An 11978-nucleotide genomic window follows, 5' to 3' on the forward strand; every position below is an offset into this window, starting at 1 on the left:
ACCAATATAAGAAATCCTTGTACAGTGTTCGATTTCCTGTAATAAACTAATTTTTAGAGATGCCCATAATTTTAAGGATTGACCAATAGTCCATGCTGAATTTTTCGAAATGTCCTCATGCCTCTACCTATTAATAGTTTCGCTAAAATTCTAAATACTTGAAGCTGTGCCCAAAATTTACTATTGTTTGCAACGAGAATTAAATAAAATTCAGATTTAGTATCTTTTGATTTCGCAAGGCTGGGGTATTTTTTTATAAATAAATCAGGAACAGGATTTTCCGTAGCGAAGCGAATCCTCTCATCCGTTCCGATCGAAGGAGGAAATATATAATGGAGAAGGAAATAATTACACTCGGCAACAGTGGCGATGTCTTATTTATGATGTTGGGAGCGGTCATGGTCTTTGCCATGCACGGTGGTTTTGCTTTTCTGGAAGTGGGAACGGTACGCAGAAAGAATCAAGTGAACGCCCTGGTAAAAATCCTTTCTGATTTTGCCGTGTGCACAGTTATTTATTTCACCATCGGTTATGGCATCGCTTATGGCGTTACCTTTTTTAGATCCGCCCCCGATCTGGTAGGGACTAATCAGGGATACGAGTTGGTCCATTTTTTCTTTTTACTGACCTTTGCCGCAGCGATTCCAGCAATCATCTCAGGTGGCATCGCGGAACGCTCCAAATTCTGGACCCAGGCATTGGCCGCAGGAATTTTCGTGGCCTTTGCCTACCCTTTGTTTGAGGGCATGGTTTGGGGACAGATCAACTTTCTCGGGCAGGAGGGTTCCTGGCTGGCAGGAATTTCCGGAGGAATCCCATTTCACGATTACGCGGGGTCGGTGGTGGTGCACTCCTTTGGCGGCTGGATCGCCCTGGCGGCCGTCATCGTTTTAGGCCCCCGAATAGGCCGCTGGGATTCTAAGGGAAGAAGCAGGCCCCTTCCTATCAGCAGTGTTCCTTTCATGGCTCTCGGGAGCTGGATGCTTTGCGTCGGATGGTTTGGATTCAACGTGATGTCTGCCGCGACCATGGACGGCATCTCCGGTCTTGTGGCAGTAAATTCCCTGTTCGCCATGGTGGGCGGCATATTGGTGGCTCTGATCGTATCGAAAAACGATCCCGGCTTCATTCACAACGGAGCCCTGGCCGGGTTGGTTGCCATTTGTGCCGGGTCGGATAAAGTGCATCCCATTGGCGCTTTTGTCATAGGCGGAATTGCCGCTATTATCTTTGTTAAGGGATTCACCTGGGAACAGGAGAAACTGAAGCTCGACGATGTGTTGGGCGTTTGGCCCCTGCATGGCATCTCCGGGACCTGGGGCGGGATTGCCTGCGGCATTTTTGGTCAGGAAGCTTTGGGAGGCATGGGCGGCGTCAGCCTGATCGCTCAAACCGTCGGTTCCATCATCGCCATCGCTATTTCTCTGGGATTTGGGTTTGCCGTTTACAAAGTTTTGGATGCGACTTTTGGAATCCGTCTCTCCAAAGAGGAAGAAATGCGAGGGTCCGACCTCACCATTCATCACCTGGAGGCCAACCCTGAAGACATTTCGGCGCGGTTCATGTGACCAATCTCTTAAGAGGAGGAGCCATGAAACTTCACTGGATAGCCGCTCTATGCCTCTATTGTCTGATCGCCGGTATCGCCCTGCCCGCGCAGGCTTTTGAGGACAGGATTGAGGGATATAAAAAAGCCATCGTGGCCGATCCGAAGGATTACGCTCCCCATTTTGCCCTGGGGCAGATCTATCAGACTCTGGGACTCTATGATGCGGCTATTACGGAATTCAAAGAAACCCTGCGTCTCGAGCCTATTTTTTCAGCCGCCTATCATGGCCTTGGCGGCAGTTATGGCGAGCTTGGGCGTTTTTCGGAATCCGAAGCGGCCTATCTGGAAGCGACCCGCCTCGATCCCAACTATGCGGAAGGTCAATACGGCCTGGGTTGGGTGTACAGCAAGCTGGACAAATGTAAAAAGGCTCTCGAACCTTTAAGGATTGCCATTGGCTTAAAACCGGAACTGGCGGCGGCGCATTTCACTCTAGGGTACTATTATATCGCTCTCGGCCAGCCTGAGAAAGCCATCCAGGAATTTAAAGAAACCCTGGAATCAACCCCTCTATACGTTAAAGCGCATCTGGGTCTGGGCCATAGTTACCTGGCCATGAAAAAATATGGCCCGGCAATCGCCGCTTTTCAGGATGCTCTTGAACTCAACCCCGGTTTTCATGAGGCCTACACGGGAATCGGACAAGCCCACATCCTGTCCGGGCATTACAAGGATGCCCTGGCCCCGCTCAAGTCCGCTCTCTTGATCAACCCCAGGGACGACAAGGCTTACGATGCCCTGGGGCAAGCCTACCAAAAACTAAAGGATCACAAAAAAGCCCTCGCAGCATTTCGACAACTGGCCAAAATCAAATATCGTGACCCCGTCGCACATTTCAAGCTGGGGCAAGCCCACGCCAATCTGGGGCAAACATCCAATGCCCTCAAAAGTTTTAAAGAAGCGATTAAATGGAACCCTGATTACGCCGCCGCCTACTTTCAAATCGCCTGGCTTTACGAAAAGTTAAAACAATATTCCGAAGCGCTAAAAAATTATAGTGAGGTGGTGCGCGTCCAACCGAACAATAGCCGCGCGTACTATAACATGGCAAATATACATGAGCACATGAAACGCTATAATCTGGCGGCGGACGCCTACAAACAAGTGCTTAAAATCAACCCAAAATACAAGACGGCTCACGAACGATTGGGAGAAAATTATCTCAAACTAAAATGGTACGAACCCGCACGCGATGCCTTTAAAATGGCGATTGCACTCAATCCAAAATTTGCGGCAGTCCAATACAATCTCGGGTTCACCCTCATCGAACTGCAACAGTATCAGGAGGCTATCGCCCCGTTAACAGCCGCCATCAAACTGAACCCAAAATATCCGAACGCCCAAAACGAACTGGGATTTGCCTATGTGAGCCTGAAACAATACAAGGAAGCCATCCAGCCCTTAAACCAGGCCGTTCAGACCGATCCCGTCAACCCGTTGACTCGTTTGAGCCTGGGGATCGCCTACAGTGAACAGGGCCGCTACCAAGAGGCCCTGCCCCACCTGGAAAAATCCATCCAAATCGCTCCCAAAGTTTCCAAAGCTCAATATTTTCTGGGAATGGCTTACGCGCAATCGGGCCAGTTCGAGAGTGCTGTGATGCCGCTGCAAACGGCGATCGACCTGACACCCGATTTCCTGGAGGGCTACAACCGGCTGGGAGCCGTGTTTGTGGAATTAAAACGTTATGATGACGCGGTCAAAATATTTCAGGCAGGAACCCATCTGGACCCACACTATTTGAATGGATATGTAAACATGGGTTCCATTCACACCTTGCTCGAAAACCATGAGCAAGCCATTCAGGATTTCAAAGAGGTGATTCGAATTGCCCCGGATCATGTCCAGGCTCACTATAAACTGGGCCTCATCTACGATTTGCTTGGGCGCTTCGATGAATCGGTTGCAGAATATAATAAGGTCATGCAAATCGACCCTGAATTTGCCGATGTCTATTCCAGCCTGGGGTGGGTATTTCTGGAAATGAACCGTCCCTCAGAGGCGATCACTCCCCTTAAAAAGGCCATTCAATTGAACCCCGCCAATGCCGATGCCTATTTCAACCTGGGATGGGCATTGGGGGAAATATACAATTTCAAGGAAGCGGCCCGTCAGTTCGAGGAAGCCATCCGTTTAAACCCCAACCATAGCGGCGCACAGGAAAGGTTGGGAATGGCTAAAAGAATGTTGAACGGCGATATACAGAAAAAAAATGAAAGAAACCATTCCAAAACCCAAAAATCGAACCAGCCGGTGATTATCATCACTCCCTAGAATTCGATTTAACGGGAATTTTGAGGCCGCACCAATGATCGAAGAAACCCCATAAATTAAACAGATTAACCATAAGGTTCCAGGAAGGGGATCGCCCGTGGGTTTCTACTGATTATATTCCATCTCATTGGTTTGAAAAGTGTCTGTCCCGTAACCGAAAAGGCCGGTCACGGAAAACAAGAAACGCCGAGCAGGAAAGGCTTTCCAGCGAAGAACCCTTGAGATATTAATTCAATCCAAATCAATATTCAGAGCCTTCAAAACAAAGGGGTTTTCGCTTATTGTCGAAGCAATAAATAAGTTGACATAAAATAAACGATACCTTTATACTTCCCCCTCAACCCCGTAGTCAGTGGAAGAGCGTCGGAAAAATGAACGTTTAAACTCGTGAGGACAATGATTTTAATATCGCTGTCTCACCCCGGAAATCTTTTATAATACTAAATTAACTCTCTTATAAAAGAGTGGTACTTATGGAAACCAACGATACGGCACTAGCAACTGATACCAGCCCCGAGGAAGAAGAAAAGCCGATAGATCTGGCTGCGGGAAGGGAAGTTATCAGCCAGATTCCTGATACGCCTAATAGCAGGCGATATCTCATTCCCACCCTGCAGAAAATCCAGAATGCCTACCGTTTTCTCCCTGATCCGGTAATCAAGCTCCTGATGGCCAGGTTGCGGATTTCTCGCGCGGAAATTTACGGAATCATCTCTTTCTATCCCCAGCTCATGATCACCGAGCCTGGAAAATACATTATCAAACTCTGTTATGGCACGGCCTGCTTTGTCAAAGGAGCAGAGATCATCGCCAATAAAATTTACGAAAAATATCATATCCGCCCCGGTGATACGGACAAGAGCAAGCTATTTACAATGCAAACCGCCTCCTGTCTCGGAAACTGCGGAGCGGCCCCCATGGCCATCATCGGGGAGGATACTTACGGAACCATTGATCCTGAACAAACACTGCCAATGCTGGGTTGCTACAAGCTTGAAGAGGATGCGCCCGTGGCAGAGGCTGAGGAGATAACGTCTGAATGAGCACCGTCGTCAAAAAAACCATAAACCTGAAAATTGATGGCAAAGATGTCACTGCCCCTGAAGGCACAGTGATTCTGGAAGCCGCTAAAAAAAATGGCTTCGAGGTGAGCAACCTTTGCTACAACAAAAAACTCAAACCTTTCGCGGCCTGCCGAACCTGTATGGTGGAAACCGTCACCGACGGGGAAAAAGAACTGGTCTATTCCTGCACTCATCCCGTAGCTGAAGGCATGGAAGTTAAAACCAACACGGATGAAACCAACCGCTATAATAAAGCCTGCCTGGAAATGCTGTTGGTGGAGCATCCCCTGGACTGTCCTATCTGTGATAAATCCGGAGTCTGCCCTCTACAAGACAATACCGACACCCTCAAGTTATACAATGGCCGGTTTGAGATCAACCGACGCAATGAACCGAGCATCAAGAGCAACCCCATCATCGAATTGTATATGAATCGGTGCATCATGTGCGGACTGTGCGTCCGTGCCTGTGACGAAACTCAAGGGGTTCAGGCTCTTGATTTCCACAAAAGAGGCATGAAGGTAGGCATTGGCACCGCCAATGACGAACCCCTGGATTGCGAGTTCTGCGGGCAATGCATCACCGTCTGCCCGACCGGCGCACTCATGGATATGACGTCAGAGGCGCGAGGTTTGGCCGCCATGTACACGAATACCCACACCACTTGTAACTATTGCTCCTGGGGATGCACCCTCAAGTTGCAAACCAAAAAAGGCAAAGTCCTCCGTATCGAGGCGGACGAAGATTACGACGTTGGCATCAACGAAGGCAATCTCTGCGCCAAGGGCCGGTTTGGTCACGGCATCATCCACAATGACAACAGAATTAAGTCTCCGCTAATGAATTACGGCGGCGAATTTAAAGAAATCAGTTGGGACGAAGCCATTCAGACCATCGCCGAGCGGCTGCAATCCACCGTCAACAGGAGCGGCCCGGAAAGTATCGCGGGGATCGGGTCTGAAAAATTGACCAACGAGGAAAATTACCTTTTCCAAAAGCTGTTCCGCAATCAGTTCGGCTCCAACCAGGTCACCAATCTGGCTCATCTTCGAGCGCCTTATATCAACCAGTTCATGCTGGATTGTTTCAAAGGTGGTATCGAATCCAAGCCGATCACCGAGTTAGAACATGCGGATGTGGTGCTCATTTTCAATTCGGATCTTCCTTCTGAATATCCCGTAGGTGGCAACTCAATCCGCAAGGGCGCCGTATTCACCAACACGGACATCATCATCGCCAACCCCAGGGACGTGGTCTTCAATAACGAAGCTCAGTGTGACCTGCGCCTGACATTCACGCATGGAGCGGATCTGGCGGTTGTCAATCGACTGATCCGAATCATACTCGACGAAAAACTAATCGACCTGGCAAAAGCCAAAGCCGCTGTGCCAAATTTCGATGCCCTGGTCAAATCTCTAGCACCCTATAGCGCCGAGGGTTCTGCAAAAATGACCGGGATATCCGATGCAATTCTCATTCAGGCCGCGAAGCAGTTTGCCAAAAAAGCGGATCGATTCGTTCTTATAGGCAACGACATTCTGGACACCGGACAGGGACAGGATATTCTGAACGCCTTGTTGAACTTGTCCCTCTTGGTTCAGCATGGGGGAGAAGGCAGTATCAGCATCTACCCACCGAGAGAACACTGCAATTCCCAGGGAGTGAACGACATGGGCGTCACCCCGGAGTTTCTGCCTGGATATCAATCCGCAGAGGACCCGGCGGCTTTGGAAACCCTGTCCAAAGAATGGGAAAGAGAAACTTTAAAACCCGCGAAAGAGAATCTGGCCCGCGAATTATTTGAAAACTGCGCCAATGGCTCCCTCAAATTATTGTATATCGCCGGAGAAGATCCGATACATTCTTATTATAAATCGGCTCTCGTCAAGAAGGCTCTGCAGACCGTCCCCTTTCTGGTGGTGCAGGATGTGTTCATGACCGAAACGGCTAAAATGGCCGACATCATTCTTCCCACCGTCTCGTTTGCGGAAAAGGACGGGACCTTCACCAATATGACGAGGCACGTCCAACGTGTGAAGGCGGCAACGCTTCCCCAGGGAATGTCGAAACCGGACCTCGACATATTTTGCGATATCGCGGATGCTGTGGGCAAACCCTTCAAGCACAATACCGTTGAAGAGGTTCAGGAGGAAATTGAACGCGCCGTTCCCTTTTACAAGGGCACTCTGCCGGGAGACGATTCAAAGCAATGGTCAGCCTCAGGTTTTGCAACAAAACCGGAGTTTCAGATCGGTCAGGCCTATAAAGATACCACTTCAGCGGATGGCTATCCTTACCGCCTGCAAACCAACAACCACATGTTCCATATCGGCAGTTACAGTCAACATGCCAAGGCGCTGGTGGAGGTCGGGCCCAAATGTTTCGCGGAAGTGCATCCTGAAGACGCCGAGGCTTTGAGTCTCCAGGATGGGGATCGAATCGTCGTCGAATCTAAAAATGCAAAAGTGGAAGTTCCTGTTAAGCTAAGCTACGTGACCACCCGAGGCATGGTTTATATTCCAAAAAACTGGGTTGATGTTCCCGTGCATCTACTAAGAAACGGGGAAGAAGGTTTGGTATCCATCAAAATTTCCAAAGCAGATTGATGCTTTATCCAAAATATTTTTCATCAAGTAATTAAACAAAAAACTGCTCATGTCTGATTTAAAAGAACAACTGCATACCGATCACATGGTCCTCAACATGGGGCCCTCTCACCCGGCCACCCACGGAACCGTTAAGTTTTTGTTGACCCTGGATGGGGAAACGGTTGTGAATATGGAGGTTGAGATCGGGTATCTGCACCGTGGATTTGAAAAAATGTGCGAAAGCGTGACCTACTCAAACGTTTTCCCCTATACCGACCGGCTGAATTATTGTTCGGCTATTATGAACAACATCGGCTATGCACTCGCGGTTGAGAAACTTTGCGGCATTGAAGCCACGGATCGGTGCAATTACATCCGCGTGGTGACCAACGAGTTGGCCCGCATCTCGGATCATTACACCAATATCGCCGCGGCGGCGCTGGAATTGGGTGCGTTGACAGCGTTCATTTATTTTGTGGAAGCAAGAGAGATCGTTTGGGACCTGCTGGAAAAAGTTTGCGGTGCCCGACTGACATCCAATTATATTCGGATCGGCGGGCTGATGTGCGACCTCCCTCCGGGATTTGCCGAGGACTTGCAGGCATCTTATAAAAAACTGGATTCTTTGTTCGACGATGTGGACAAACTGCTCACCAAAAACCGCATCTTTCTGGACCGAATGCGGGACACAGGGGGCATCTCGGCGGAAGATGCGATCAGCTGGGGGTTCACCGGCCCTTGCCTGCGCGCCTGCGGAGTGGATTACGATGTCCGCAAGAACCACCCTTACCTGGTGTATGACCGCATCGACTTCGACATTCCCCTGGGAACCACCGGAGATAATTTCGACCGCTATCTGGTTCGCATGGAAGAAATCAAGCAAAGCATGCGCATCATCAAACAAGCCATGAAGGATATGCCGGAAGGCCCCATCAACGTGGCTAACCCTTACATGAGGGCTCCGGCCAAACCCGATGTCTATTCCCGCATGGAAGAGATGATCGCTCATTTCAAAATGATCATCGACGGCTTAAAACCCCCTGTCGGCGAAGTCTATTTTCCAACAGAAGCCGCCAACGGGGAACTGGGATTCTACCTCGTCAGTGATGGGTCCGGAAAACCCTACAAATGCCGAGTACGCCCCCCGAGCTTCACGATGACTGCGGCGATGGAGCAGATTTGTAAAGGCGGAATGCTCGCTGATATCATCCCCACTTTTGATATGATCAATATGATCGGGGGCGAGTGCGACCGTTAACCTGGTTTTTCTCCCTGGAGCTGTTCCTCCCCTCTCACGCAAAATAAAATTGTCTGCTGAAAATCATATTTTCTAAGGCGTTCTTTTTTTAACAAATCATCCCCCCTGCCCTTGCCAATGGCAAAAATTTTAAAATTCTCTTTTCTCCTTGCCGGTCTAGGGTTTTTCATATGGTCCTTGAAGTTCGTTGATGTGTCCCAGGTGTTGAAAATGCTTGCGGACGTAGGCTTCGGCTTTGTCCTTATCATGGGGGTCTATGCTCTGGTCACCTATATAGATACCATTGCCTGGCGCTATGCCTTTCATCCTGAGCAAGCCTGCCGTTTGAATTTGTTGCCATTATGGCGGATTCGGCAAATCGGCGAATCCTACAACATCATAACCCCCCTCGGAACAGTGGGAGGAGAACCTGTCAAGGCTCAGCTCTTAAAAGATTTTTACCAGTTTACGTTTAAACAGGGGCTGGCTTCCCTGGTCCTCAGCCGAACAACCTTCTTGACCGCCCTCATCATATTTTTCATCCCTGGGATTTATCTGATTTTAAACTCTCAAATCGTTACGGGAGAGTTCAAAACCATCAGCCTCGTCGGAATGGTCGTGTTCACTACCCTGATTTTCTTGTTTTTTTTGTTTCAGGTTACAGGAATGTTAGGGGTCCTTGCTTCCTGGGTGGGCCGGCTGTTTCCAAAGCACAAGGAACATAGTTTCCTGAATCACTTGCAGGTATTGAACACATTGATGTCGGCGTATTACAAAGAGTATCAGGGGAGAATCGCGCTCTCCATTTTTTATGCGCTCGTCGGCTGGGTGGTGGGTTTGGGGGAATTGTATCTGGCCTTACATTATCTTGGCTATGATCCAAGTTTTCAGGAGTTGTGGGTCATCGAAGCCTTGATCCAACTAGTCCGGGTCGGGTCATTTTTCATTCCCATGAGTCTGGGAGCCCAGGAGGGAGGACTGATCCTCATCTTTGTTGCTATGGGTTTGACGCCGGACTTAGGGTTGGCCGTGTCCTTCGTGCGCCGAATCAAGGAAATAATATGGGTCTCGGCGGGCTTGTTGCTGGGTTGGACTCTGGCTTTTAAACCCCCCAAAGTCCAACCCGAAATCTAGAAAGGCGCTGTTCCCGCCTCATTTTCAAGGATGCCTAAAAAACATCCCGCGAAACTCCGCGGTCTCTTCCCCTGCCACCCGGAGTTCGTTTCATGGAGTCCGTAAAAACATCCCCCTGCTGAACCAATCCATCGTGGGGGGTCCTGATGGTGCCAATCCGATTCTCTTTAATTTCTGCGGCGGCCTCGTCGATCATCTCTTCTTCTTTTTTGGCCGCTTGCTGAGTTGTCGCTGAAGCCGGGTTCTCAGCAGGTTCGGCTGAAGTGGCCGGTTTGGAATCATCTATAGATTCCTCCTCTGCTTCTTTCATGGACTTTTTAAAATTCTTGATACTTTTCCCAAAAGCATTGCCAATTTCAGGAAGTTTACCAGCACCAAAAATAATCATGATAATGACTAAAATGATCATCAATTCAGGAAAGCCTATGCCCATCATGGTAGATATCTCCTATAGCCGATTTGCGGTGAATTTTCCGGTAGTCTATCAGAAAATGACAGGAAAAACACAATATTATCCCCGGATTTTCCCGACAAGAAATATCCTCACCGGGAATCTACTGCGCTGTATTTTCGTAATATTGGAATCAATTAGCCTATCGTCCAACTCAAACCCCATTCATCGCCTAAATAAGATGCTTTTCAGGGATGTAGGCCCACTCACAATCACGTAACAATTGTTAAATCAAAAGAAAACAAAAAAAGAGGCCGGCAAATCAAATTGCCGACCTCATAAACGGGGTTTGCCGTTATCTAAACATGTATGTAAATTTACAGGAATCGCCTGAATCTACTTAATGGCCAATATGACCATTGAGAATTGCAGAATTCAAAATACTTTCATTGCCTTTGGCGTTCTTTTTGGCTGCCTTAAAATGCATGGTGGCGCTCTTATGATCTCCCAGCTTATCCAGACAAATGGCTTCGTTGAAATGGACCTCTCCTAGACTGGAGTCGATTTTTGAAGCCGCCTGGAAATGTTTCAAGGCCACATCATAATGCCCTTCGCCCCAATGCATGATTCCTTCTTCGTTATGTCTGTCGGCTTCCGCGTTGGCTCCTGCGGGCAGTTTCATTGGGCCTTCACCGGCAATTGCGGTTAGAGGGACCAAAAAGAAAGCAAGCGCTATTAAAACTACGAGTAGTTTTTTCATTACCATGGACTCCCAAAAATTAGTGGAAAATTTCCCCTCCCAGATGTATCAGTACCATATTTATAAACTTATCATTTTCCCTATTTCTTGCAAACATTTATTTAAATACGGTTCTCTCACTTTGTGGCAACCTGAAACGGAAAACGTCATTAGGAGTTAACATCAATCAAATGTTTCAATACCTTCGCCAACCACAACCAGATTAAAAAATTGCTTGAACCCCGGCTGATGTGACAGCAATAGGACCTTAAAAAATTGACCCTAAATTCGATTGGGTTTAATATAAATCCAACCTGATGAAATTCAGAAACTTAAAAAAAATAATGATATCAATTTTTCCGGTCCGATAATGGAAATTGAAGAACTCGTCCAAAAAAACCTCATTGATAAAATCACCCTGAACCTGGAGGCTAAGAAAATTGGCGATGAGGGCATAAAGAAACTGGCAAATTTAGAAGTTCTCGCCACCGTGATAAATTTAGAGTTGGGGGAAAACGACATCAGTGATGAAGGGCTCGCGGCCCTTTGCGAATCCCCTTTCTTGACCAAGTTAAAAGTGTTGAACTTGAAATCCAATAATATTACCGCCGTAGGCGCCCAGACGTTGGCTGAGTCTAAAACCCTATCCCAGCTGGATCAGCTCATTCTCAAATTTAACCGTATTGGGGAAGAAGGGGCCAAGTTCCTTGCGGGTTCTGAAAACCTGGGCCAGTTGACCACCCTGGACCTTTTCAGAAATCGAATTGGAACTGAAGGTGCACGCGCCATTAAAACTTCAAAAACTTTGACGCGCGTGAGCCGTGTCCGATTGGACTGACTTAAAGGCATCTCTAAAAATTAGTTTATTACAGGAAATCGAACATTGTACAAGGATTTCTTGTGTCAGTGGCATGGGCAGCCCGTGCGGACAGGCTGGAAAGG

9 protein-coding genes are annotated in these 11978 nt (G+C 48.2%); 7 read left to right on the forward strand and 2 right to left on the reverse strand.

Going from position 1 to position 11978, the window contains the following annotated elements; genetic code table 11:
* Positions 1–332: 332 nt before the first annotated feature.
* From O3C58_13350 to O3C58_13375, 6 genes are all read left to right on the forward strand, one after another.
* Entirely contained in the window at positions 333–1568 is a 1236-nt protein-coding gene (locus O3C58_13350; GenBank protein ID MDA0692838.1) for an ammonium transporter, read from the forward strand.
* 23 nt (positions 1569–1591) lie between these two features.
* Positions 1592–3883, forward strand: coding sequence for a tetratricopeptide repeat protein (locus tag O3C58_13355; GenBank protein ID MDA0692839.1), 2292 nt, complete (start codon positions 1592–1594; stop codon positions 3881–3883).
* Positions 3884–4356: 473 nt separating this feature from the next.
* A complete protein-coding gene (locus O3C58_13360; protein MDA0692840.1) occupies positions 4357–4926 on the forward strand; it encodes an NAD(P)H-dependent oxidoreductase subunit E in 570 nt (189 codons plus the stop codon).
* Positions 4923–7553 carry a molybdopterin-dependent oxidoreductase gene (locus O3C58_13365; protein MDA0692841.1) on the forward strand — a complete coding sequence of 877 codons (2631 nt, stop codon included), beginning with the start codon at positions 4923–4925 and terminating at the stop codon, positions 7551–7553. Before O3C58_13360 ends, O3C58_13365 begins: the two co-directional genes overlap by 4 nt.
* Before the next feature lie 49 nt (positions 7554–7602).
* Positions 7603–8793 carry an NADH dehydrogenase (quinone) subunit D gene (nuoD, locus tag O3C58_13370; GenBank protein MDA0692842.1) on the forward strand — a complete coding sequence of 397 codons (1191 nt, stop codon included), beginning with the start codon at positions 7603–7605 and terminating at the stop codon, positions 8791–8793.
* A gap of 117 nt (positions 8794–8910) precedes the next feature.
* Positions 8911–9906 carry a lysylphosphatidylglycerol synthase transmembrane domain-containing protein gene (locus O3C58_13375; protein MDA0692843.1) on the forward strand — a complete coding sequence of 332 codons (996 nt, stop codon included), beginning with the start codon at positions 8911–8913 and terminating at the stop codon, positions 9904–9906.
* Between the two features lie 34 nt (positions 9907–9940).
* Here the strand turns inward: O3C58_13375 and O3C58_13380 are convergent, their stop codons facing one another.
* A complete protein-coding gene (locus O3C58_13380; GenBank protein ID MDA0692844.1) occupies positions 9941–10342 on the reverse strand; it encodes a twin-arginine translocase TatA/TatE family subunit in 402 nt (133 codons plus the stop codon).
* Positions 10343–10697: 355 nt separating this feature from the next.
* Positions 10698–11057 (reverse strand): hypothetical protein, encoded by a 360-nt coding sequence (locus tag O3C58_13385; protein ID MDA0692845.1) that lies wholly within the window; start codon positions 11055–11057, stop codon positions 10698–10700.
* Between the two features lie 349 nt (positions 11058–11406).
* Here O3C58_13385 and O3C58_13390 point away from each other — a divergent pair, with 349 nt between their 5' ends.
* Positions 11407–11874 carry a hypothetical protein gene (locus tag O3C58_13390; GenBank protein MDA0692846.1) on the forward strand — a complete coding sequence of 156 codons (468 nt, stop codon included), beginning with the start codon at positions 11407–11409 and terminating at the stop codon, positions 11872–11874.
* Positions 11875–11978 lie beyond the last annotated feature (104 nt).

It is taken from the genome of Nitrospinota bacterium (assembly GCA_027619975.1).
Classification (GTDB): Bacteria; Nitrospinota; Nitrospinia; order Nitrospinales; family VA-1; genus JADFGI01.

What these genes read in the sequence shown, in the direction of transcription:
- O3C58_13355 (MDA0692839.1), top strand. Translation starts at nt 1,592, where the DNA reads ATGAAACTTCACTGGATAGCCGCTCTATGCCTCTATTGTCTGATCGCC.
- O3C58_13350 (MDA0692838.1), top strand. Translation starts at nt 333, where the DNA reads ATGGAGAAGGAAATAATTACACTCGGCAACAGTGGCGATGTCTTATTT.
- O3C58_13380 (MDA0692844.1), bottom strand. Translation starts at nt 10,342, where the DNA reads ATGATGGGCATAGGCTTTCCTGAATTGATGATCATTTTAGTCATTATC.
- O3C58_13365 (MDA0692841.1), top strand. Translation starts at nt 4,923, where the DNA reads ATGAGCACCGTCGTCAAAAAAACCATAAACCTGAAAATTGATGGCAAA.
- nuoD (MDA0692842.1), top strand. Translation starts at nt 7,603, where the DNA reads ATGTCTGATTTAAAAGAACAACTGCATACCGATCACATGGTCCTCAAC.
- O3C58_13390 (MDA0692846.1), top strand. Translation starts at nt 11,407, where the DNA reads ATGGAAATTGAAGAACTCGTCCAAAAAAACCTCATTGATAAAATCACC.
- O3C58_13360 (MDA0692840.1), top strand. Translation starts at nt 4,357, where the DNA reads ATGGAAACCAACGATACGGCACTAGCAACTGATACCAGCCCCGAGGAA.
- O3C58_13385 (MDA0692845.1), bottom strand. Translation starts at nt 11,057, where the DNA reads ATGAAAAAACTACTCGTAGTTTTAATAGCGCTTGCTTTCTTTTTGGTC.
- O3C58_13375 (MDA0692843.1), top strand. Translation starts at nt 8,911, where the DNA reads ATGGCAAAAATTTTAAAATTCTCTTTTCTCCTTGCCGGTCTAGGGTTT.